Genomic DNA, 22,274 nt, shown 5'->3' with positions numbered 1-22,274 from the left:
TCTACGCCCCTTCCGGGCGGACGCCGTCGAGCATCCCGAACCGGTACAGCAGCCACAGCAGCGGATCCTCCGCCCGGTACGGCCGGACGCCGCCCGCGCCGACGCGCCCCTCCTCCGGGACGCCGCCGAGCGCCGACAGGCCGAACAGCGCGTGGTCGGCGTACTGCTGCCCGAGGTAGGTGTCGAGCCGCCCGGCCTGCCAGTCGTGCAGGAGCGCGCGGACCTGCTCGTTCACCGCGTCCCTGTCGTCGAGGTCGAGGACGCCCTGCCCGGACCGCGACCGGTGCAGCGCCGACTGGCGCAGCAGCCCCGGCCGCAGCACGTCGATCTTGGTGAGCGCGACCGCGACCGGGACGGGCAGCGGCTCGCCCGGACGGGTGCCGTGCCGCAGCCGCAGGGCCTCGGTGACGCGCGCGATGACGTCCAGCGGCTCCCCGCCCGGATCGTCCCCGCCCGCACGCGGGCCCGGCACCGCGTCCAGCACGCCCGGCCGCGCGCCGGGCAGCTCCAGCGGGTCGACCAGGAAGATGATCGCGTCGGCGGCCTCCAGGTACCGCAGGTGCAGGTCGGTGGCCTCGCGGCTGCGCAGGTCCTCGCCCGCGGTGTCGAACAGCACCAGCGCGAGCGAGTCGTTGCGGGGGCGGGAGAAGCGGCCCTTGCGAGCCCGGGTCCGGGTGAGCAGGTACACCAGCGGCTCGCGCGGGCCGGTCGCGGCGCTCGGCGTCGTCGGCAGCAGCCGCCGCTCCTCCAGCAGGGGCCGGGCGAAGTCGCGCTTGTAGCGCTCGATGGTCCGGTCGTCGCACGCGACCAGCGACGCGTCCAGCTCCGTCCCGACCCGGTTCATCAACTCGTGCAGCAGGACGGCGATGTAGGTGCTCTTCCCGGCGTTCTTCGCCCCGACGAGCGCGACGATGCGGCCGGGGGAGTCGCAGTACGCCGACGGCAGCGGGTTGTGGCACTCGGGGCAGGCGCGGTTCCCGGTCGGCAGCCCGCACCCGGGGCAGTCGGCCCGGCCCTTGCGCCCGGGCGCGGCGAACGCCGGCGGCAGCGACGCCCCCGCCGTCGACCCGGTGTACTCGGCCAGCCGCTCGTCCAGGACGGGGACGCAGCCCTGCCGCCGCCCGGACTGCCCCCGGCACCGGAACAGGATCCGCTGCGGCGCGACGGAGGCGAAGCAGTAGGGGCAGGTGATGCCCTGCCGGGACGGCACGCCGGGGATTCCCACCCGGGCCAGGGGTCTCGTCATCAGGGGACCTGGAGTCGGCGGACGGGGGGATCGCTCAGCTCGACGGCGCCGTCGTCGGCGAAGCACCGCAGCCAGTACGGCCCGGACGCGGACGGCGCGCCGAGCGACAGCTCGCCCGGCACGGGCACCCCGTCCCACGCGCCGAGGACCTCGCCGTCGGCGGCGCGCTGCGGCATGACGCGCCCGGCGCGCAGCACCAGCGACAGCCGCGCCACCCGCAGCGGGCGGGACGAGGTGAGCCGGAGGGTCAGCGTCCGCCGCCACGGCGGGCCCGACCGCAGCACGTCGTAATGGACGATCGTGCGCGCCGCGACCTCGGCCGTCGCCGGCGGGCCGGTCATCCGCGCACCGCCCACCGTCCCGGCCGCGGCCACCGACAGCTCGACGGGCGCGTCCTCGGGGACGGGCAGCCGGATCCCGCCCTGGGTGTCGTAGGCGGCCCGGGTGACGCTCTGCGCGGCCTGGACCGGGACGTGCGCGGAGCCACCGGACCGCGCGGCCTCCGTTCCGGTGTCGCGCCCGATCCGGTAGGCGACGTCGACCTCCGCGACGTCCGGCGGCCAGTCGAACCCGACGTGCACGTACGCGCCCCGCCGCTCGGCGACCAGCCGGCGCGGCGGCGGCAGGTTCACGTGCCGGTGGTAGGCGCCGATCGCGGCCGTGCCCTCCGCGACCGTCACCGCGAGCAGCCACCCCCCGGTGCCCGGCCGCACCGCGAGCCCGCCCTCCGCCTGCGCGCACGCCAGCCGCCGCGTCTCCCGCCGCACCTCCTCCAGCGGGACGAGCGCGCTGCGCGGCCACGGCGGCGGGCCCTGGCAGAGCACCAGCTCCACCGTCCCGTGCGCGGGCGCCGCGAACCGGGCCCGCACCAGCCCGGGGTCGGACGCGTCGGTCTCGGCGGTCAGCTCGAACACCGGCTCGGGCGGCGCGCTCGGCGTCGCCGACGCCCGCACCCCGTCCGTCACGACCTCGTGCCCGGACGCGTCGAGGTAGACGGCGGCGATCCGGTAGTGGTGCGTCCGCCCGTTCGGGACGCGCTCCCGGAACCCGTCCCGGCCCGCCGCGACGGTCCGGCCCTCCCGCGCCACGACGATCCGCACCGCCTCCGCGGGGCACCGCCAGCGTCCCGTGACCTGCCCGTCGCCGGCGGTCAGCTCGACGTCGGCCGGCTCGGGCCGCACGACCACGGGCCCGGCCACCGCCGGCGCCGCGGCGGCCTCGCCGCGCACCGCGACCACCCCGTAGTACAGCGGCACGTTGACCGGGGGACGGGTGTCCAGCGCCCCGCCGACGGCCGTGCCGTCCCGCGCGTCGCGCGGCGCCCTGCCCTCCCGCCGCACGACGTGGTGGGCCACCTCGCCCCCGGTGGACGGCGAATCCTCCCAGGACAGCCGCACCGACGCGCCGTCGACGTCGAGGTGCACCGCCGGCACCGGGCGCGGCGGCAGGCGCCGCTGGCGGGCCGCGGCGTCCGGGAGGTCCCGGACGAGGCGCAGCGCGTCGGCGAGCAGGCGGTGGGCGCGGTCCGGGTCGGGCTCGCCGGACGCGGCCTCGCGCAGGCGCAGCGCGGTGCCGAGGCGGTGCCGGGCCTCGGCGGCGAGCACCTCCTCCTCGGGCGGCTCGGCGCCGGGGGAGGGGTGCGGGACCCGCGCGGCGTCGGCCAGCCCGGTCGCCGCGTGCACGTCGCCGGCGTCCAGCAGCGCCCGGAGCCGTCCCGCGAGGCCGCCGCCCGGGTCGGTCTCGCGCACGACGGCGAACACCAGGCGGCGGGCGTCGCCCTGCTCGACGCCCAGCTCCTCGGCGGCGTACCGGAGCAGGGCGCGCTCGGACGCCCGCTGCCGCAGGCGCTCGCGGAGCCGGTCGGCGATGTCGAACAGCAGCAGCCCGGGCAGGTCGGCGCCCGAGCGCAGCGCCGCCAGCACGGTGTCGGCGTGGGTGGTGGTGGTGTCGCGGCTGCGGCGGGCCCACTCGGCTCCGGCGGCCGCGACCGCGTCCGCGTCCGGGCGCGGCTCGCCGCCCGCAACGGCGAAGCCGTCCAGGACGCGGATCGGGCCGGTGAGGCGGGCGCCGAACAGGAAGTCGGTGAGGTGCCGGTTGCCGAGGATCTCCAGCGACTCGCGCACCTTCCGGTACGCGGGATAGGGCGCGGCGGACGGCAGCGGGTCGGGCTCGCGGATCTCGACGCCGTCGGCGGCGGCGAGATCCGTCAGCTCGGCGCCCCGCACCCCGGTGGTGCGGGCGATGGCCTCGACCTCCGCGGGCGTGGCCATCCGCAGCGTCCCGGCCGCGTCGGCGAGGCGGGCGCGGGCCTCGCCGAGGCGGCGCTCGGCGCGCTCGCGGCCGCCGCGCAGCCGCGCCTCCAGCGGGCGCGGGTCGCCGCGCTCGGCGGCGGAGAACAGCGGCGCCAGCTCGCGGTGCTCGGCCTCCAGCCGGTCGATGAGCTTGCGGTACTTCAGCTGCCCGCGCGCCCGCCGCCAGCACTGCCGGACCTGCCTGACCCGCGCCGCGACGGCCGCCCCAGTGAGTCCGTCGAATGGCGGTGGGTGGGAGTTGGAGGACGGTGGGCCCTCCAGCGCGTACCGGACGCGCAGGTCCTCGGGGGGCCGGTCGCCCGCGGCCCGCGCGGGTTCCAGCACCTCCCGCAGGTAGTCCTCGTCGAACGCCACGGGCGCCTCCAGGGGATCCGCGGCCCGTTCAGCTGACCTGGACCCGGGAGAGGGCCTTGCGGGAGCGCTCGACCTCCTCCTCCGACATGCCGCCGACGTCCACCTTCAGCTCCAGCCGCTCGCCGGTCTCCTTCTCCATGGCCGTGACGTTCAGCAGGCCGGAGGAGTCGAGCGCGAACGTCACCCCGATCGGCCAGCCCGCCTTCTTGCCCGGCGGGACGCGGATCTCCCCGGTCGCGATCTCGGTGTTGTCGATCAGGTCGGCGGACTCCACCACGCCGGCCTGCTCCATCACCCGGATGTCGGCCGAGGCCTGGTCGTCGTAGACGGTGAAGAAGTCCTCGGTCTTGGCGGCGGGCAGCTCGTCGTTGGCGTGCACGAGGTGCGCGACGCTCTCGGCGCCGGTGTCCCGGTCGACGACCACGATCCCGAACGCGTGCGAGGCGACCGTCCTGATCTGCCGCCCGGCGATCTGCCGCTGCTGCTCGGCCGACAGGCCCGCCCGGTTCGCCATCTCCTCGGCGCGCTCGGCGGCGCCCTCCCGGACGAGCCGCCGGTAGGTCTCCTCGAACGCGTACAGGGCGGCGCCCTTGGCGACCGCGAGGTCGGGGTCCTGGAGGCGGGGGGCGAGGCCGAGCTCGGTCTGCAGCCGCGCCGCGACGACCGGCATCTTCGTGGAGCCGCCGACGAGGACGAGGTCGTCGTAGTCCTCCACGCCCTTCTCGGCGGCGGTCGCCAGCGTCCGGCCGGTGATCTCCACGGTGCGGTCGAGGAGGTCCTTGGTCAGCTCCTCCAGCTTCTCCCGCGTCACCTCGACCGAGGCGACCCGCCCGCCGTGCATCACCCGGACGGTGTGGGACGTGCGGGTGGTGAGGGCCTTCTTGGCGTCCTCGGCGTCGCGGCGCAGCTGCTGCTCGGTCTGCCGGTCGTCCAGCGGGTCGCCGGCGCCCGGGTGCTCGGCGCGGAACCGCTCGGCCAGGTGCTCCACGAGCCGGGCGTCCCAGTCGGCGCCGCCGAGCTCGTGGTCGCCGTCGGTGCACACCACCTCGATGTGGCCCTCGCGCAGCGCGATGACCGTGGTGTCGAACGTCCCGCCGCCGAGGTCGTACACCAGGATCGTGCGGTCGCTCTCGGGGTTGAGGACGCCGTAGGTGATCGCGGCGGCGATCGGCTCGGACACGATGTCGATGACGTTCAGCCCCGCGATGCGGCCCGCCTTGCGGGTCGCGTCGCGCTCGGCCACGCCGAAGTAGGCCGGGACGGTGATGACCACGTCGCGGGCCTCCTCGCCCGTCGTGGTGCGCGCGTCAGTGGCCAGCTTCAGCAGGATGAACGCCGACACCTCCTCGGGAGTGAAGTCGATCCCGTGGACGGGGCGCGTGACGTCCCGGCCCATGTCCCGCTTGATCAGGCTGACGACCTTGTCGGGCTCCAGGACCGCGGTGTCCTTCGCGGTCTGGCCGACGACGACGTTCTCGCCGCTCTCGAAGAACACGACCGACGGGGTGGTGTCGGTGCCCTCCAGGTTCCGCTGGACGGCGGGCCGGCCCACATCGTCGATGGAGGCAATGCAGGAGTACGTCGTTCCCAGGTCGATCCCGTAGACGGCCATGTCCCTCACCCGCTGTTCGTCGTCTGTCCGTTGTGCGCCGCCTCGCCGGCGGGCGCCGGCTCGGCGAGCCTGCCGACGCTGACCGCCGCCTTGCGCAGCACCTTCCCGCTCTGCTCGAACCCGTCGGACTGCACGGTCGTGACGGTGCCGTCCGCCACGGGGTCGTCGACCGGCGTGACCGCGACCGGACGGTGCCGGGACGCGTCGTAGGGGGCGCCCGGCTCGACGGTGAACCGCTCGACGCCGAGCCGCGCGAGCGCGTCGGCGACGTCGTCGGCCACCGCGGCCAGCAGCACCGCCGTCCGCCGCGGGTCGGGCGCCTCGGTGAGATCGGGTGCGCGGAGCCGGTCGGACTCGCGGCGCGCCTGGTCGTGCAGCCGGTAAAGCGCCGCGCGGACGGGCTCCAGCATCGCCTGCAGCTCCCCGCGCCGCAGCCGCTGGTTCTCCTCGTGCAGCCGGTCGATGACCGCCTCGCGGTGCTCCGCGCGCTCCCGCTCGCGGTCGAGGCGGGCGGTGAGCCCGGCGAGGGCGTCCCGCACCTCGGCGTGCAGCACCGCGCCGGCGTCTCCCGCCCCGGCGTTCCCGGCGTTCCCGGCGCGCCCCGGCTCGGGCCCGGCACCGGAGGCTTCGCTGACTGGGGGTTCCCCGTCCCTCGACACGTAGAGTCACCTTAATGCTGGGCGGCAGGAGACGTCAGGCCAACCGATGACCTCCACCGGACTCTAGTTTGACCCGTGCCCGCCGTTCCAGCACCGAGTTTGCGTGCCGCTTTTCTTGGGACGACACGTCTGGGTAACACGGGGGAAACGGGTGTCGCCGAAGCTGGGGACCTCGCACGGAGACTGGAGGTGGCGATGTTGCTGCGGATAAGGGTGCGGCTGCCGGACCGTCCCGGTTCGCTGGGACAGGTCGCGCGCACCCTGGGCGCGGCGGGCGCGGACGTCGTCCAGATGGCGGTGCTGGAGCGCGACAACGGCCGGGCGATGGACGACTTCACCGTCGCGTGGCCCGCGGGGGCCGACTCCGAGCGGCTGGCCGGGGGGCTCGGAACGGTGCCGGGGGTGGAGGTCGTCGGGATCTGGCCGACCGCCGAGCCGCAGGGCGCCTTCCCCGACGCGGCCGTGATCGGCCAGGTCGCCGCCGTCCCGGAGCGCGGCCTGGAGATCCTCGCCGACGCGGTCCCGGCCATCCTGAGCGCCGACTGGGCGGGCCTCGCCGAGCTGAAGGGGGAGGACGAGGCGGTCCTGGTGCACGCCAGCGCCGGCGGCGAGCCGGGCGCCGTCCTGCCGGAGCTGCGGCCGCTGCGGCCGCGCGCGTTCACGGCGCAGGACGGCACGCGGTTCGCGGTCTGCCCGCTCGCCGCGGGCGGGGTCGCGCTGGTGGTCGCCCGGACGGGCGCGCCGCCGTTCCACCGGACGGAGGTGTTCCGGCTGGAGCAGCTCGCCGGCGCCGCGAACGCCGTCCTGCACCGTGTCCGCGGCGCGGCCCCGCTCTGAGCGCCCGTGCCGCTTCGGCTCCGGGTCAGTCCAGCAGGGCGAGGACCGCGTCCAGGTCGGTGAGGCCGGCGTCGGAGCCGAGCCCTTGGGCGACGGTGGCCGCCGCCGCGGTGCCCCAGCGCGCGGCCTCCAGCACGTCCTTGCCGTGCGTGAGGCCGGTGATGAACCCCGCGCAGTACGCGTCGCCGCAGCCGGTCGTGTCGACCACCTCGACGGGCAGCGCCGGCAGCCGGTGCGCGCCCTCGGCGGTGGCGACGAGGCTGCCGTCCCCGCCGAGCGTGACGACGACCGTGCCCGGCCCCCGCGCGAGCAGCGCGGCGGCGGCCTTCTCCGGGTCGTCCTCGCCGGTCATGAGGGCGGCCTGCTCGCCGTTCGGCAGGAAGTGGTCGACGTGGGGGAGGAACGCGGCGGCGCCGTCCAGCAGGTCGGGCATGTTGGACAGCAGGTCCATCGTCACGACGGTGCCGGCCTCGCGGGCGGCGGCGAGCACGGCGAAGAAGGCCGGGTCGTTGAGGCCGAAGGTGACGTCGGGGCCGCCGAGGTGCACGGCGCTCGCCGCGGCCAGCAGGCCCGGCCCGACCGCGTCCGCGGTGAGGGTCAGGTTCGCGCCGGGGACGTGGAAGCTCGGCCGCCCGCCGTCCGGCCGGATCGGCAGGATCGACGCGCTGGTCTGGTCGGCCGACCGCCGGACGAGCCCGCGCACGTCCACGCCCTCGCGCGTCATGATCGTGACCAGCAGGTCGCCGAGGTCGTCGTCGCCGATCGCGCCGACCGAGACGACCTCGTTGCCGAGGCGGGCCAGGGCGACGGCGGTCCCGGCGGCGGCGCCCGCCGCGGTCACCCGGATCTGCTCGACGACGACGGTGTCCTGGCCGTCCGGGATGCCCTCGACCGGGCGGGCGAGCACGTCCAGGATGTGCGCGCCGAGAGTGACGACGGTCATGACGGGCCCCTTCGTGATCGCCAGGGCCGTAGCGTACGCCGTGCAGGCCACAAAATGTGAGAGGTATTCGCATGTTGCTGAGGGACGAGCGGGACGCGTTGTGCGGGATCGGGCGGCGGCTGGCGGGGACCGGGCTCGTGACGGGCGCGTCCGGCAACATCAGCGTCCGGTCGGGCGACCTGGTCGCGGTCACGCCGGGCGGGATGATGCTCGACCGGATGGAGCCGGCCGACTGCCCGGTCGTGAACATCGCGGGACACTGGGTCGACGGGGACAAGGCGCCGTCGTCCGAGACGCCCATGCACCTCGCCCTCTACGAGACGACCCCGGCCGCCGCCATCGTGCACACGCACTCCACCTACGGCGCCGTGGTGGCGACGACCATGTCCGAGCTGCCGCCGATCCACTACAACACGCTGCTGCTCGGCGGCGTGGTGAAGGTCGCCGAGTACGCCACCTACGGGACGCCCGAACTGGCGGAGAACGTCCGGGCGGCCATGGCGGGCGGCAAGCGCGCCGCGCTGATGGCCAACCACGGGGGCGTCACGATCGGCCGCGACCTGGAGGAGGCGTACGAGAACGCGCGTCTGCTGGAGTGGCTCTGCGGCGTGTACGTCCGCGCCAGGACGATCGGGGAGCCGCGCGTCCTGACGGAGGAGGAGCTGGCGAAGGTGGTCGAGCGGGGGCTCGCGCCGCCCGACTTCCCCCGCGTGTAACCTAACGCTTGTTAGGTCACTCTGGGAGGCCCGCCTTGCCCTTCGTCCTGGTCGACAGGCCGCGCCCGAACGTCGCCCTCATCACCCTCAACCGGCCCGAGCGCATGAACGCGATGGCGTTCGACGTGATGGTCCCCTTCCGGGAGGCCCTGGAGGAGGTCAGCCGCGACAACGGCACCCGCGTCGTCGTCATCACCGGCGCCGGGCGGGGATTCTGCTCCGGGGCCGACCTGGAGAACCCGGGGAACATCCCGGGCATCGACGGGCTGACGCTCCCGACGATCGCGCTGCGCTCGATGGAGCTGCTGGACGACGTGGTGCGGGCGATGCGGCGCGTCCACCAGCCGGTCATCGCGGCGGTCAACGGCCCGGCGATCGGCGGCGGCCTGTGCCTGTCGCTCGCCGCCGACATCCGGCTGGGCGCGGAGACGGCCCTGTTCCGCGCGGCCGGGATCAACAACGGGCTGACCGCGAGCGAGCTCGGCCTCAGCTACCTGCTGCCGCGCGCGATCGGCGCGTCCCGCGCGTTCGAGCTGATGCTGTCCGGACGCGACGTGGAGGCCGCCGAGGCCGAGCGGATCGGCCTGCTGTCCCGCGTCGTCCCCGGCGACAAGCTCCTCGACGCCTGCTACGAGCTGGCCGAGCGGATCGCCGGGTTCAGCCGCCCCGGCACCGAGCTGACGAAGCGGATGCTGTGGTCGAGCCTGGACGCCGCGAGCCTGGACGCCCACATGGGGCAGGAGGGCCTCGCCCAGCTGTACGTCCGCCTCACCACCCACAACTTCGAAGAGGCGATCAGGGCGCGGAGGGAGCACCGGCCGCCGGACTTCCAGGACTGACGCACACCGGCCGGGTCCGCCGCTGGTACGACCACGCCGCGGCGCCCAGCGCCACGCCGTAGGCGGCGAACGCGCCGATCCCGCACGCCGCCACCGTCCAGCCGGGCCATCCGCTGATGAGCCCGTCGTGAGGGAGGCCGCCCAGCCCGAGGACGGGCGGTAGCAGGTACGCGACGGACCCGACGACCCCGTAGGGGCCGAGCGTCAGGGCGCCGAGCCAGGCCGGCGTGAGCGGCAGCCAGCGCGGCACCCTGCGCCCGGCCAGCGGCGGCGCCCACCGGGGGAAGACCTGCCCCCATGTGTGTGTGAGCCCCATCAGCAGGAAGACGCCGGCGAGCGCCGAGAGGGTGGTGAAGTCCAGCCCGTACCTCTCCAGCGTGAGGACGAGCCCGGACGCGCCGTTGCGCTCGAACTCGGCGACGACCTGCTCGCCCTCGATCCCCGCGAAGGAACCCCCGAACGCCCACGTCGTCTTCATGGCGACGTAGGGCGCGAACCCGAGCGCCCCGCCATAGGCGGCCCACCGAACCGCACGCGGTGCGGGGGACACCGGCGCCGGGGCCTTGACCGTCCCCGCCTCGGCGTGCGCCCGGCCGCACCGCGCGCACGTCCCCGCCGTGCCGCGCTGGTAGGCAAGGGCCGTCCCCGCGAGCAGGGCCGCGCCCACCGCGCACAGGGCCTCGACGCCGAACCTCGGCCAGTCGTCGACCGTTCCGTCGAAGACGAGCTGCAGCGCGTTCATCACGAATCCGAAGGTTCCGGCCCCCGCCAGCGCGCACGCGGTCCAGAGCCCGGTGAGCGGCCACCACCGCGGCATCTGCCGCCCCACGCCGCGCACACTCGACACCGCCATGATCCCGCCGACGCCGAGGCAGGCGGCGATCACCCACGCCGCCGCCCGCGCTCCGGCCAGCGGTGACCCGGCGTCCCCGCCGCCCGCCCAGTAGAGGACCACCCCGACCGCGCCCAACGTCCACGCCCCGGCCGCGTATCCCGCCCAGCGCGGCCACAGCCTCCCGACCGATTCCATGGGACGAGCCTCTCCGCGCGGCAGCCGCCGGGCCTCCCGCCGCGGAGCGATCGCCCTACCCCGCGCGGGGGAGCGGCGTGGCAGGCTGAGGGGGTGCCCAAGCTTGCGCCGGACGAGGCGCGCCGCCTGCTGACCACCGTCCCGGTCGCGCGCCTCGCGACCGTGGGGGAGGACGCCCGCCCGCATCTCGTCCCCGTGACGTTCGCCGTCCACCGGGGCGCCGTCTACACGGCCGTCGACCACAAGCCCAAGAGCAGCCGGGATCTGCGGCGCCTCGCCAACATCCGGGCGAATCCCCGCGTCGCGCTCCTGGCCGACCACTACGAGGACGACTGGGACCGGCTCTGGTGGGTCCGCGTGGACGGCCACGCGACCGTCGTCGACGACCCCGCACGCATGGCCGACCCCGTCCGCCTCCTGGCGGACCGCTACCCCCAGTACCGCGAACACCCGCCCGAGGGCCCGGTCATCGCCATGACGATCGAGGCCTGGACCGGCTGGTCCGCGTCCTAGAGGGAGCGCTGGAAGGTCGTGACGGCCTCGGCGACCTTCTCGGGGAACTCCACGTGGGGGTGGTGGCCGGCGCCGTCCAGCAGGACGACCTGGCCGTCCAGCCTCTGGCCGACCCATGCGGCCTCGGCGGCCGGGTCGGGCCAGTCGATGTCGCCCGTGCCCATGATGACGAGCGTGGGCGCCTGCACCCGGTCGAGCCGCGCCTCGGACTCGGCGTGGGACATGCTCAGGTACTCGGCGATGACCTTGTCGCGGCCCGGCTCCTTGAAGTTCGCCTTCAGCTTCGCCTTGTGCTCGGCGAAGTCGGCCGGGGGCTTCGGCTCCCACTTGGGGTAGTAGGACAGGTAGAGCGGCAGGGCCAGGCCGGGGACCCGCATGAGGGCGACGGTCAGCTTCTGCGCGAACCCGGCCTCGCCGTCCCGGACGAACGGCGCCGCCAGCACGAGTCCCTTGACCAGCTCGGGCGCCTCGGCCGCGACCCACACCGCCGCGGCGGCGCCGTTGGAGCACCCGTAGACCAGCGCCGGCCCCGCGTCCAGGTGCTTGAGAAGGGCCAGCAGGTCGTGGGCCAGCGGCGTGCTCCCGTACTCGGGCCACCGCGCGCTGGTCTCGCCCATCCCGCGCTGGTCGACGGTCACGACGCGGTACCCGGCGTCCAGGAGCAGCGGCCGGAGGAACCGGTACTGCGACCGCAGGTCGAGCATCGAGGGCAGGCACACGATGAGCGGGCCGTCGCCGCTGTCGTCGTAGGCCAGCCGTCCGCCGGGAAGGTCGAGGAACCGGGTCTCGCTCATCGCGCGCTCCTTAAAACTCTGTAGCCCTATAGCTAAGAAGATTAGCTTTTGGGCGGAGGGAAGTCAAGAGCGGTGCTCTCGCCGGGTCAGTCCCAGGCCCCGCCGAGCCTCGCGAGGTCGGCGGCGTACTCGATGCGGGCGGACCACTCGCCCGGCCAGGCGTCCATGCCGAGGTGAGCGCCGGCGAACGCGCCGGCCAGGCACGCGATCGAGTCGGAGTCGCCCGAGCTGGCGGCGCCGCGCCGGATCGCCCCGACCGGCTCCTCCGGGAAGAGCAGGAAGCACAGCAGGCCGGTGGCGAGGGCCTCCTCGGCGACCCAGCCCGCGCCCGTGGCCGCGCAGGGGTCGGACGTCCGGTCTCCGCGCTCGACGGCCTCGTCCAGTCGGTCGAGGACGGCCAGGCACTCGTCCCAGCCCCGGGCGATGAACGTCTCGGGGGTGTCCATGCCGGGCTGCTGCCACAGGGTGCCGAGCCAGCGCTCGTGGTAGACGGCGCGCTGGTCGCGGCAGCGGGCCCGGAGCGCGGCGGGCAGGTCGGACGGGGCCATGCCGTCGGCCAGCCACCGGACGGCGAACGCCGTCAGCTCGCTCGCCGCGAGCCCGGTCGGATGCCCGTGCGTGAGAGCGGCCTGGAGCTGCGACGCCCCGGCGCGCGTCTCGTCCGACAAGCCCGGGGCCAGGCCGACCGGCGCGACGCGCATGTTCGCGCCGCAGCCCTTGGAGCCCGCCACGGTGGCCTCCACCCAGGATTCCCCGGCGGCCAGGTTCCGGCACGCGCGCAGGCAGGTGTTCCCCGGCGCGCGGTCGTTGTCGGGGCTGTTGAGCCAGTCGACGAAGCGCCGCCGCCACATGGGCGTGATCAGATCGGGGGTGAACGGAGGATTCGCCAGGGCGTCCAGCAGTCCGAGCCCGACCGCGATCGCCATCTGGGTGTCGTCGGTGACGAGCGCAGGGTCGCCGTCGAGCTGCGTGGGGCCGTGCTCACCGAACCGCCGGTGGATCTGCTCCATGGTGAGGAACTCGGTGGGCGCGCCCAGCGCGTCCCCGTACGCCAGCCCGAACATCGCCCCGCTCGCCCGTCTCATGGGCGGCATTCTTCCCTAACCCGTGCAAGCGTCGCGGTAACCACCAGGGGTCACGCCGTAGCAGCGCACGAACCAGCGCGTCAGATGGCTCTGGTCGGCGAAACCGGTGCGGGCCGCCACGTCCCCGATCGCGTCGCCACAGGCGAGCAGGCGGCGCGCCGCGCGGAGGCGGAGCTGGCGCTGGTAGTCGCTCGGCGCCATCCCGTACTCCCGCCGGAACCCCCGGTACAGCGCGAACCGGCTGCACCCCGCCGCCTCCGCCAGCGCGTCGGCGCCGATGTCGTCGGTGTAGGACTCCTCAAGGCGCCGCCGGGCCCGCTCGACGAAGCCGCCGGCGGGCGTCGCGCGCAGCCGCCGCGTGGCGGCCCGGTCGACCAGCGTCCCGACGGCCGCGGTCAGCAGCTCGTCGCGGCGCAGGGCCGGGGCGCCGCCGAGCAGCGCCGCGTGCAGCCCGCGCAGGGCCCCGGCCAGGGCGGGGTCCGGCACGACGGGCGAGTCGAACAGCGGCAGCCCGACCGGGCGCGCCGCGATGTCGGCGAGCACGTCCGAGATCAGCCCGGCGCCGATGTGGACGATGCGGTAGGTGAAGCCGAGCTCGTCGGCGGCGTGGCCGTCGTGCGGGTCGTCGGGGTTGAACGCGATGACCATCCCGGCCGCGCTCGTGTGGGCCCCGCCCCGGCACCGGAACGCCTGGAAGCCGTCCTCGGTGACGCCGAACGAGTACGTCTCGTGGCTGTGCCGGTGGTAGGCGTGCCGCTCGAAGTGGGCGTGCATCGCCTCCAGGGGACGGTCGGGCGACCGCCAGTACCTGCTCCAGTCCACGCCTCCCAGTCTGGCGCACGAGCGTTCAAGACGTCGGGGCCGGGCCGGGGCAGGCTGGACCGCATGCGTTTCGACACCAAGATCGGGATCGTGGTCCGCGACGACCTGGCCGCCTGGCAGCGCCTCAACGTCACCGCGTTCCTCGCCGGCGCCGTCGCGGGCGGCGTTCCCGGCATCCTCGGCGAGCCCTACGAGGACGCGTCCGGCAACACCTACCTGGCGATGTTCCGGCAGCCCGTCCTGGTCTACGAGGCGGGGACCGAGGCGATCTCAACGGCCCACGCGCGCGCCCTCGCCCGGGAGATGGACACCGCCGTCTACATCGAGGACATGTTCAAGACGGGCCACGACGAGGCGAACCGCGCGACCGTCCGGGCCGTCGCCGCCGAGGAGATGCCCCTGGTCGGGTTCGCCGTCCACGGCCCGAAGAACGGCGTGGACAAGGTCCTCAAGGGGTTGCGGCTGCACCCGTGAGCCCGGCGAGGGCGGCCAGGCGCTCGCGGTGCCGGTCCGGCGAACCGAACAGCTCCCGGGACGACTGCGCCCGCTTGAAGTACAGGTGCGCGTCGTGCTCCCAGGTGAACCCGATGCCGCCGTGCAGCTGGATCGCCTCGCCCGCCGTGTGGAAGAAGGACTCCGAGCAGTACGCCTGGGCCAACGCGGCGGCGGCGGGCAGCTCGTCCGGGCTCTCGTCCGCGGCGGCCGCCGCGTTCAGCACGGCCGACCGCGCCGACTCCACCAGCACGAACATGTCGGCGCACCGGTGCTTGACCGCCTGGAACGACCCGATCGGCCGCCCGAACTGGTGCCGCACCTTCGCGTACTCGACCGTCATGTCCAGGGTCCGCTGCGCCCCGCCGAGCTGCTCGGCCGCCAGCGCCACGGCCGCGACGTCCAGGGCCCGCGCCAGCGCCTCCGGGCCGCCGACCCTGCGCGCCGGAACCCCGTCCAGCTCGATCCGCGCCAGCCTCCGCGTCTGGTCGAGCGTCGGGAGGGCCTGCCGGACGAGGCCCGCCGCGTCCTCGACGGCGTAGACCCCGACCCCGTCCTCGCCTTGGGCGGCCACGAGGACCAGGTCGGCGACGTGCCCGTCCAGGACGAAGTTCTTCGTCCCCCGCAGCACGCCGCCCTCGAACGCTGCCCGCACCGAACCGGGGTCCCAGGACCCGTCGTCCTCGGCCACCGCGAGCGTCGCGATCACTGACCCGTCCGCGAGGCCGGGCAGCAGGTCGTGCCCGCCCTCCCCGGCCTCCAGCGCCGCCGCGGCCGTGATCGTCGCGAGGAAGGGGGCGCACACGACGGCCCGCCCCATCTCCTCGAACACCACGGCCAGCTCCCGCACCCCGAACCCGGCGCCGCCGTGGTCCTCGGCGATCGCGAGGCCCTGCAGCCCGAGCTGCTCGGCCATCTGGCGCCACACCTTGGGGTCGTAGCCCTCGGCCGTCTCCATGAGCCGCCGCACCTCAGCGCCGGGGGACCGGTCGGCGAAGAAGCGCCGCAGCGCGTCCCGCAGCTCCCGCTGTTCCTCGGTGACGACGAGCTTCATCGGGCGTCCTCCCACACGTGTCCCAGGCCTACCGGATCATCGTGCCGCGCGCCCGCCGCCGCCTCCGGGCCTTTCCCATCCACCGGGACCGTCAGGGCGCCCAGTCGTGCGGGCCGAGGACGTACCCCTTGCTCGTCGAGTGCAGATGGTTGATCGACACGAGGTGGCCGAGCGCGGCCCACAGATCCTCCTCGGGCGCGTCCACGAGAGCCCCGATCGTCTCGAAGTCCGCCGCGCCGCGCTCCTTGTCGATCTCCGCCACCGTCTCGTACACGACCAACTCGAAGTCCGACAGCTCCTGCACGTCCCCACGCGGAACATCTCGCTCATCCATAGACAGACCGTGCCCACTCACGGTCGTTCTCAGTCCCGCACGAGGCCCGGCGCCCTACGCCGGAACCGGCGAGCCGTCCGCACCGGAGGCGATGGCGGTCCGGTCGGGTGGGGCGGAAACCGGGGCCGTTCGTGCGATCCGGAATTAGAGTGATCACGGATCTGGAGGCACGAGCGAAGGCGGGTACCGGATATGCCGGACGTTCCACAGGGCCGGCCCGCCGAAGCGGACCTGCAGACCGACAGGCCGCACTCGGCGAGGGTCTACGACTACATCATCGGCGGCAAGGACAACTACGCCGCCGACCGGGAGACCGCGGCCACGGTGCTGGCGAACTGGCCGGGGCTGCGCACCTCGATGATCGCCAACCGGGCCTGCATGCAGCGGATGGGTCGCCACCTCGCCGAGCTGGGCGTGCGGCAGTTCATCGACGTCGGGACCGGCATCCCCTCCTCGCCGAACCTGCACGAGGTGGTCCAGGAGGTGGCGCCGGACGCGCGGATCGTCTATGTCGACAATGACCCGATCGTCCTGGCCCACGCGCGTGCGCTGCTGACCAGCACGCCCGAGGGCCGCACGGCGTACATCGAGGCCGACATGCGGTCCCCTGAAACGCTCCACAACGATCCGGCGCTGCGCGACGTCCTCGACCTCTCCCGGCCGGTCGCGCTGACCGTGATCGCCATGCTCCAGTTCGTGGAGGACGCCGCGGGCCTGGTGGAGGCGCTCGTCGCCCCCCTCGCCCCCGGCAGCTGCCTCGCCGTCACCATCCCCACCGGCGACCTCGCCCCCGAGTCGCGGCGGCTCGCCGATGACTACACCAGCAGCGGCATCCCCATGTACCTGCGGGACCACGCCGAAGTGGAGCGCCTCTTCGCCGGGCTGGAGCTCCTCGACCCGGGCGTCGTCCCGATGCCGCGCTGGCGCCCCGCACCCGGTGCCCCGGTCCTCCCCGACACCGCCACCAACATGTACGCCGCCGTCGGCCGCAAGCCCTAGCCGGGCTCGCGGATCACTGGGCGGTCCAGCCGCCGTCGACGGGGACGAGGGCGCCGACCGCGGCGCTCGACTCCAGCCGCACGGCCGGCGCCTAACCTCCCTGCAGGGCCGCCGACACCAGGCGGCGGATCGCGGGAAGGTCCACGGCTGCGGGCAGGGCCTCCTCGCCGGGCTCGTCCCTGCTCGGGCCTTCGACGTTGAGGAGCGTGCGGAACAGGCGGGGGAGCACCGTCCGGGCGAGCAGGTCCTCGGCGAGGGCCGCGGCGTCCAGGACGTGGTGCTCGGCCAGGTAGCCGGTGAGGCGCTCCTGGGTGCTGGCGAAGATGGCGTCGAAGTACGCGCTCGAACTGCCGGGCAGGCGCTCGGCTTCGGCGATGCAGAGCCGGCAGGTCCGCACCTGGGGTTCCCACGCCATCAGCTGCAGGAAGCGCCCGCAGAACAGCGTGACCGCCTCAGCCGGGTCTTCGGCGTACGCGTCCGGGGTCTTCAGCCTGCCCAGATACAGCTCGCGGACCCAGTCCATGACGGCGAGGAACAGCTTGTCCTTGCTCTCGAAATGCGCGTACAGCGACCGCTTGGACGTCCCGGCGCGCGTGGCGACGGTGTCCATCGACGCCCGTTCGTAGCCGGTCTCCAGGAACACGTCCTTGGCCACCAGCAGGATGTGGCGCCGCAGCTCCTCACCGCGTCGCTGCCGGCCCCGCGTGGGGGATGCGCCTGCTGCACTCATCGGTTGCGTCCTCGAAAATAAACGGTACGGTTGAGTTTACTTAATGCCGTGGCAGCCGTTGGAGGGAAGCCATGATCGTCATTACCGCCCCCACCGGGAACATCGGGCATCAGGTCGTCGACCACGTGCTCGCGGCCGGCGAGCCGGTCCGCGTCATCGCGCGCGATCCGGCGAGGCTGCCCGCCGACGTGCGGGAACGTGTCGAGGTCGTCCAAGGGTCGCACGGCGACGCCCGGGTCGTCGCCCAGGCCTTCGACGGAGCCGACGCCGTGTTCTGGCTGCTGCCCTCCGATCCCCGCGCCGCCGACGTGGACGAGTCGTTCGTGGGCTTCACCAGGCCGGCGGCGGAGGCGATGCGCGGCCTCGGGGTCGAGCGCGTCGTGGACGTCAGTGCCCTCGGCCGCGGCACCCCCCAGGCGGGCAGGGCCGGGCACGTGACCGCGTCGCTGGCCATGGACGACCTGATCGCCGGCACCGGGGTCGCCTTTCGCGCGCTGACCGCGGCCGGTTTCATGGACAACGTGCTCCGGCAGCTCCGGACGATCAAGGAGCAGGGCCTGTTCTTCGACGTGATCCCTCCGGACCGCGAGCTGCGCGTCGTCGCCACGCGGGACATCGCGGCCGTCGCCGCCCGCCTGCTGCTCGACACCACGTGGACCGGCCAGGAAGAGATCCCCCTGCTGGGCCCCGAGAACCTGTCCTACAACGACATCGCCGCCGTCATCTCCGACGTTCTCGGGACCTCGGTCCAGTACGAGCAGATCCCCGCCCAGGCCCTCACGGAGCGGCTCACCGCCCGAGGCATGTCCGGCGCCATGGTCCAGAGCATGCTCGACATGCTGGCGGCCAAGGAGAGCGGCCTGGACGACGCGATCGTCCGCACACCCCGGCACGTGATCGACACTCCGACCACCTTCCGGCAGTGGTGCGAGGAAGTCCTCAAGCCCGCGGTGCACGCGACCGGGCGTCAGCCGTAGCGCTTCATCTCGTGGAAGAAGCCGGGGACGGTGTTCAGCGCGCCCGACGACGCGACCCGGTCGTAGACGTACTTCGCCACGGCCAGGTCCAGGACGCCGAGGCCGAACGGCGAGAAGACGACCGGCTTGTCGGCGGGCGGGGCCGTCGTGCCCGACAGGACGTCGTACAGGGTCCCGGCGACGAAGTCGCGGTGGCCGACCCGCTGCTCGGCCAGGTGCGGGGACGTGTTGGCCTTCAGGCAGTGCTCGACGTCGTCCACGACGTTGTACGACGACAGGATGATCTCGGGGGAGAGGTCGCGCAGCGACACGTGCAGGACGAGGGGGTTGTGCGCGAACCAGCCCGGGTCGGTGACGTGCGGTTCGCCCGCGACGGTCGCGAAGACGACCAGGTCGGACGAGCGGATCAGCGACTCGGCCGAGTCGTGGATCGTGATCGCGCCCTTCTCGGTGCGCTCCAGGTAGCCCTGGAAGCCCTCGGCGTGCTCGCGTGACAGGTCGTGGACGCCGAGCTCGTCGAAGGTGAAGCCGTTGCCCGCCAGGTAGGTGTGGATGTAGCGGGCGATGAGGCCGACGCCCACGAAGCCGATCCGGCGGGGGCGCCCGCCGCGGCGGTCGGCGAGGGCCGCGGCGGCCAGCGCGGCGGACGCGGCGGTGCGGGCGGCGGAGATGATGGAGCTCTCCAGGCACGCGAACGGGTAGCCCGTCTCGGCGTCGTTGAGGATCAGCACGGCCGACGCGCGCGGGACGCCGCTCGCCACGTTGCCCGGGAAGCTGGAGATCCACTTGATGCCGTGCACGCCGACGCCGCCCTTGACCGAGGCGGGCAGGGCGATGATCCGGTCGGACGGGCGGTCGGGGAAGCGCAGGAAGTAGGAGTCGGGGTTGACCGTCAGGCCCTCGCCGTGCAGCCGGTAGGCCGCCTCGACCATCCGGGTGACCTCCGCCTCGCGCCCGGCGACCGCCTCGTGGACCTGGGCGCCGGAGACCACGGCGAACGTTGGGGCCTGCGTCATGTGCGGAACTCCGTATTCCTGTAGATGATCAGTCGCCGAGGATAGCGGCCGGGTCGCCGAAGTGTTCGCGCAGCCAGTTCTCCTCGTAGAGGGAATCGAGGTAGCGTTCGCCGAGGTCGGGGGCGATGGCGACGGCCACGGGGTCCTCGCCGGGGTACTTGGCCTCCAGCCAGCGGGAGGCGCCCGACACCACGGTGCCGGTGGAGCCGCCGAACAGGAACCCGCGCGAGGCCAGCGCGTGCACGGTCCGGATCGTGTCGGTCTCGGGGACGTGCACCACGTCGTCGATGAACGACTCGTCCACCAGCGCCGGCTTGCTGCTGGTGCCGAGGCCCGGGACCATCCGGCGCTCGGGGAGGCCGCCGAAGGTCACCGAGCCGACCGCGTCCACCGCCACGATCGTGACGGGCCGGCGGTGCTCGCGGAAGTAGCGGGCGCAGCCCATCAGCGTCCCCGTCGTCCCCGCGCCGACGAACAGGACCTCCAGGTCGGGGAACTCGCGGTCGATCGCCGGGGCGGTCCCGCGGTAGTGCGCCAGCCAGTTGTTGCGGTTGGCGTACTGGTTCAGCCACACGTACCCGCCGCCGGACGCGCACAGGTTCCGGACGTAGTCGATGCGCCCGCCGAGGTAGCCGCCGTTGGCGTCCCGGTCGGACACCACGCGCACCTCCGCGCCGAGGGCCCGCATGACCCGCATCGACGCCGGGTTGCAGCGCGGGTCGGTGACGCACACGAACCGCAGGCCGCGGCTCGCGGCGATCAGGCTGAGCGCGATCCCGAGGTTGCCCGACGACGACTCCACGATGATCGAGTCAGGGGTGAGCGCGCCGTCCCGCTCGGCCGCCTCGACCATCGCCGCGGCCGCCTTCAGTTTCACCGAACCGGCAAAGTTGAAGCCCTCGCATTTGAGGTATAGCGGGCGTTCGATGACATGCCGAAGATCGACGTAAAGGTCGTCGACATTGAATTCCTGCGGCGAGGTTATTATCGGCACGCTGCCACCCTGAAATGAAGAAGCAATTCCCTCGTCTTCCCCCGAAGTTCGCCGCGGGCTTCACGCCAGAGCCATGGCGAGGCATCACGGTACCTTCGGGCATCTTGCTGCCGCAACCCCCTGATTACCCGCCGGTAGGGCAGAATGCGTGGTGCTTCTGCCGGGCCGGACTTAGGCTATGGCGGCCGCTTGTTTTGCTGTTACAGCGGAGAAGTTCTACAACACGGAGAGTAAAGATGAGTGCTCGCGGACCCGCCGTGGACCGGCTGCTCCCCCTGGCCGGGCTGCCCGCCCTGGACGTGCCCGCGGCGCAGGCGGAGCGCGCCCGCGAGCTGGCCGCGCGGCTCGGGATGCTCCGCGAGCGGGACGTCGACCTCGCCGGCCCGGTCATCGCGCGGGTGGAGCGGATCGCCGCCGAGCGCGACCGCCCCGCCGTCGCCGACGAGCACCGGACGCTCTCCTACGCCGAACTGGCCGCCGAGGCGCGCCGGCTCGCCGCGCTGCTGGAGGACGAGGGCGTCCGCCCCGGCACGGTCGTCGGGGTGGGCGGCGGCCGGTGCGCGGGCGTCATCGCCGCGTTCCTCGCGATCGAGCTGGTCGGCGCCCTGTACGTCCCGGCCGACGAGACCTGGCCCGCCGCCCGCGTCCGCGACGTCCTCGGCCAGGCGGGCGCGTCCGTGCTGATCACCGTTGACGCTCAGGACCGCGGAGCGGCCGGGGAGCGTGGTGGGCGGTCCTCCCGCGACGACGCGCGGGAGGTCGCGCCGGCCCTGCTGGAGGGGGCGGCGGAGGCGGGGTGCCGCGTCGTCGGCGCCGCGCGGGCGGACGGCCTCGCCCCGTGGGCGGGGGAGCCGCGCCTGAGCGCGCTCGACCAGCCCCGCTACGTGCTGTTCACCTCGGGGTCGACGGGCCGCCCCAAGGGCGCGGTCGTCGAGCACCAGGGCATGCTCAACCACCTCTGGGCGAAGATCATCGACCTGGAGCTGACCGGCGACGACGTGGTCGCGTTCACCGCCCCGCTGGGGTTCGACATCTCGATCTGGCAGATGCTCTGCCCGCTGCTGCTGGGCGGCCGGGTGGACGTGATCGGCGACGAGGTGGGCCACGACCCGGTCGCGTTCGCCCGCGCGGTGGACGGGCAGGGCATCACGGTCGTCGAGCTCGTCCCGACCATGGTCAGGCACCTGCTGGACGACCTGGCGCCCGGCGCCTCACCGGCCCGGGACGGCGGGCCCCGCCCGCTGGCGGGCCTGCGCTGGATGATCGCCACCGGCGAGGAGCTGCCGGCCGAGCTGTCCCGCCGCTGGCTGGAGACGATGCCGCACGCCCGGCTGCTGAACGCCTACGGCCCCACCGAGTGCTCCGACGACGTCACCCACCACACCGTGACGGCCGGTGACCTGGACCTTCTCCGCCTGCCGATCGGGACGCCGGTCGTCAACGCGCGCCTGTACGTGCTGCGGTCGGAGGCGGACGGCGCCACGGCCGAGGGCACCTGGTCGGCGTGCGACGTCGGCGAGACCGGGGAGCTGTTCGTCGGCGGCGTGGTGGTCGGCCGCGGCTACCTCGGCGACGACGAGCGGACCCGCGAGGCGTTCTACCGGGACCCCTTCGGCGCGTCCCCGACCGGGCGCCTCTACCGGACGGGCGACGCGGTGCGGCTGCTGCCGCCCGGCGCGGGCGGCGAGGACCGTCCCACCCTCCAGTACCTGGGGCGCGTCGACCGCCAGGTCAAGATCGCCGGAGTGCGGATGGAACTGGGCGAGATCGAGGCGGTGCTGCAGCGCCACCCGGCGGTGCGGGCCGCCGCGGTCGTGGTGCACGAGTACCCGGGCAGGTAGCGGGCCCGCCGTTCACCGAGCGTGACCGGACTGGCCGGATTCGGTTGTCAACCTTTGTCACCCGGCGAGCGTCCG

At 74.2% G+C, this 22,274-nt stretch carries 22 protein-coding genes; 8 read left to right on the top strand and 14 right to left on the bottom strand.

Annotated features, from left to right (window positions below):
- Nucleotide 1: 1 nt before the first annotated feature.
- The 4 genes from BJ999_RS27995 to grpE are packed head-to-tail and all read right to left on the bottom strand — an operon-like array spanning nucleotide 2 to nucleotide 6,183.
- Nucleotides 2-1,246, bottom strand: coding sequence for a TRAFAC clade GTPase domain-containing protein (locus BJ999_RS27995; protein WP_179836029.1), 1,245 nt, complete (start codon nucleotides 1,244-1,246; stop codon nucleotides 2-4).
- On the bottom strand, nucleotides 1,246-3,912 hold the full coding sequence (locus tag BJ999_RS27990; RefSeq protein ID WP_179836028.1) for a SaeA-related protein: 2,667 nt from the start codon (nucleotides 3,910-3,912) through the stop codon (nucleotides 1,246-1,248). Before BJ999_RS27990 ends, BJ999_RS27995 begins: the two co-directional genes overlap by 1 nt.
- A 28-nt stretch (nucleotides 3,913-3,940) precedes the next feature.
- Nucleotides 3,941-5,524, bottom strand: coding sequence for an Hsp70 family protein (locus BJ999_RS27985; protein ID WP_179836027.1), 1,584 nt, complete (start codon nucleotides 5,522-5,524; stop codon nucleotides 3,941-3,943).
- 5 nt (nucleotides 5,525-5,529) lie between these two features.
- A complete protein-coding gene (gene grpE / locus BJ999_RS43745) occupies nucleotides 5,530-6,183 on the bottom strand; it encodes a nucleotide exchange factor GrpE (protein WP_229810600.1) in 654 nt (217 codons plus the stop codon).
- A 195-nt stretch (nucleotides 6,184-6,378) separates the two neighbouring features.
- On the opposite strand from grpE, the gene BJ999_RS27975 reads away from it, so the two are divergent.
- On the top strand, nucleotides 6,379-7,020 hold the full coding sequence (locus BJ999_RS27975; RefSeq protein WP_179838870.1) for an ACT domain-containing protein: 642 nt from the start codon (nucleotides 6,379-6,381) through the stop codon (nucleotides 7,018-7,020).
- Between the two features lie 25 nt (nucleotides 7,021-7,045).
- On the opposite strand, the gene BJ999_RS27970 is transcribed toward BJ999_RS27975, so the two are convergent.
- The gene (locus BJ999_RS27970; RefSeq protein WP_179836026.1) at nucleotides 7,046-7,963 is read right to left on the bottom strand and encodes a carbohydrate kinase family protein; all 918 of its coding nucleotides are present in this window, start codon (nucleotides 7,961-7,963) and stop codon (nucleotides 7,046-7,048) included.
- 71 nt (nucleotides 7,964-8,034) lie between these two features.
- Between BJ999_RS27970 and BJ999_RS27965 the strand changes: the two genes are divergently transcribed.
- Complete coding sequence (locus BJ999_RS27965) at nucleotides 8,035-8,679, top strand: class II aldolase/adducin family protein (protein ID WP_179836025.1); 645 nt, start codon at nucleotides 8,035-8,037, stop codon at nucleotides 8,677-8,679.
- Between the two features lie 35 nt (nucleotides 8,680-8,714).
- Nucleotides 8,715-9,518 carry an enoyl-CoA hydratase gene (locus tag BJ999_RS27960; RefSeq protein WP_179836024.1) on the top strand — a complete coding sequence of 268 codons (804 nt, stop codon included), beginning with the start codon at nucleotides 8,715-8,717 and terminating at the stop codon, nucleotides 9,516-9,518.
- Here the strand turns inward: BJ999_RS27960 and BJ999_RS41470 are convergent.
- Nucleotides 9,475-10,548 carry a hypothetical protein gene (locus BJ999_RS41470; RefSeq protein ID WP_218935271.1) on the bottom strand — a complete coding sequence of 358 codons (1,074 nt, stop codon included), beginning with the start codon at nucleotides 10,546-10,548 and terminating at the stop codon, nucleotides 9,475-9,477. The two genes, BJ999_RS27960 and BJ999_RS41470, sit on opposite strands and share 44 nt — an antisense overlap.
- Before the next feature lie 93 nt (nucleotides 10,549-10,641).
- On the opposite strand from BJ999_RS41470, the gene BJ999_RS27950 reads away from it, so the two are divergent.
- Entirely contained in the window at nucleotides 10,642-11,061 is a 420-nt protein-coding gene (locus tag BJ999_RS27950; RefSeq protein ID WP_179836023.1) for a TIGR03668 family PPOX class F420-dependent oxidoreductase, read from the top strand.
- Here the strand turns inward: BJ999_RS27950 and BJ999_RS27945 are convergent.
- From BJ999_RS27945 to BJ999_RS27935, 3 genes are all read right to left on the bottom strand, one after another.
- A complete protein-coding gene (locus BJ999_RS27945; protein WP_179836022.1) occupies nucleotides 11,058-11,855 on the bottom strand; it encodes an alpha/beta fold hydrolase in 798 nt (265 codons plus the stop codon). The two genes, BJ999_RS27950 and BJ999_RS27945, sit on opposite strands and share 4 nt — an antisense overlap.
- 86 nt (nucleotides 11,856-11,941) lie before the next feature.
- Entirely contained in the window at nucleotides 11,942-12,940 is a 999-nt protein-coding gene (locus BJ999_RS27940) for an ADP-ribosylglycohydrolase family protein (protein ID WP_229810601.1), read from the bottom strand.
- A 15-nt stretch (nucleotides 12,941-12,955) separates the two neighbouring features.
- Complete coding sequence (locus BJ999_RS27935; RefSeq protein ID WP_229810602.1) at nucleotides 12,956-13,762, bottom strand: AraC family transcriptional regulator; 807 nt, start codon at nucleotides 13,760-13,762, stop codon at nucleotides 12,956-12,958.
- Between the two features lie 63 nt (nucleotides 13,763-13,825).
- Here BJ999_RS27935 and BJ999_RS27930 point away from each other — a divergent pair, with 63 nt between their 5' ends.
- Nucleotides 13,826-14,236: a DUF2000 domain-containing protein gene (locus BJ999_RS27930; protein WP_179836021.1), complete on the top strand. Its 411-nt coding sequence runs from the start codon at nucleotides 13,826-13,828 to the stop codon at nucleotides 14,234-14,236.
- Here BJ999_RS27930 and BJ999_RS27925 read toward each other — a convergent pair.
- Both BJ999_RS27925 and BJ999_RS27920 read right to left on the bottom strand, forming a co-directional pair.
- A complete protein-coding gene (locus BJ999_RS27925) occupies nucleotides 14,211-15,308 on the bottom strand; it encodes an acyl-CoA dehydrogenase family protein (protein WP_179836020.1) in 1,098 nt (365 codons plus the stop codon). The genes BJ999_RS27930 and BJ999_RS27925 overlap by 26 nt on opposite strands.
- A gap of 91 nt (nucleotides 15,309-15,399) precedes the next feature.
- Complete coding sequence (locus tag BJ999_RS27920; protein ID WP_179836019.1) at nucleotides 15,400-15,642, bottom strand: Rossmann-fold NAD(P)-binding domain-containing protein; 243 nt, start codon at nucleotides 15,640-15,642, stop codon at nucleotides 15,400-15,402.
- A gap of 192 nt (nucleotides 15,643-15,834) precedes the next feature.
- Here BJ999_RS27920 and BJ999_RS27915 point away from each other — a divergent pair, with 192 nt between their 5' ends.
- Complete coding sequence (locus tag BJ999_RS27915) at nucleotides 15,835-16,641, top strand: SAM-dependent methyltransferase (protein ID WP_179836018.1); 807 nt, start codon at nucleotides 15,835-15,837, stop codon at nucleotides 16,639-16,641.
- Nucleotides 16,642-16,732: 91 nt separating this feature from the next.
- On the opposite strand, the gene BJ999_RS27910 is transcribed toward BJ999_RS27915, so the two are convergent.
- Nucleotides 16,733-17,371, bottom strand: coding sequence for a TetR/AcrR family transcriptional regulator (locus tag BJ999_RS27910; protein ID WP_179836017.1), 639 nt, complete (start codon nucleotides 17,369-17,371; stop codon nucleotides 16,733-16,735).
- A 71-nt stretch (nucleotides 17,372-17,442) separates the two neighbouring features.
- Here BJ999_RS27910 and BJ999_RS27905 point away from each other — a divergent pair, with 71 nt between their 5' ends.
- Nucleotides 17,443-18,348 carry an NAD(P)H-binding protein gene (locus tag BJ999_RS27905; protein WP_179836016.1) on the top strand — a complete coding sequence of 302 codons (906 nt, stop codon included), beginning with the start codon at nucleotides 17,443-17,445 and terminating at the stop codon, nucleotides 18,346-18,348.
- Here the strand turns inward: BJ999_RS27905 and sbnB are convergent.
- Nucleotides 18,339-19,364 (bottom strand): 2,3-diaminopropionate biosynthesis protein SbnB, encoded by a 1,026-nt coding sequence (sbnB, locus tag BJ999_RS27900; RefSeq protein WP_179836015.1) that lies wholly within the window; start codon nucleotides 19,362-19,364, stop codon nucleotides 18,339-18,341. The two genes, BJ999_RS27905 and sbnB, sit on opposite strands and share 10 nt — an antisense overlap.
- Before the next feature lie 28 nt (nucleotides 19,365-19,392).
- Nucleotides 19,393-20,358 carry a 2,3-diaminopropionate biosynthesis protein SbnA gene (sbnA, locus tag BJ999_RS27895; protein WP_179836014.1) on the bottom strand — a complete coding sequence of 322 codons (966 nt, stop codon included), beginning with the start codon at nucleotides 20,356-20,358 and terminating at the stop codon, nucleotides 19,393-19,395.
- Between the two features lie 236 nt (nucleotides 20,359-20,594).
- Here sbnA and BJ999_RS27890 point away from each other — a divergent pair, with 236 nt between their 5' ends.
- Entirely contained in the window at nucleotides 20,595-22,199 is a 1,605-nt protein-coding gene (locus BJ999_RS27890) for an amino acid adenylation domain-containing protein (RefSeq protein ID WP_179836013.1), read from the top strand.
- Nucleotides 22,200-22,274 lie beyond the last annotated feature (75 nt).

This window comes from Actinomadura citrea (assembly GCF_013409045.1).
GTDB classification, from domain to species: domain Bacteria; phylum Actinomycetota; class Actinomycetes; order Streptosporangiales; family Streptosporangiaceae; genus Spirillospora; species Spirillospora citrea.
This window is presented reverse-complemented; position numbering and strand designations above follow the sequence as displayed.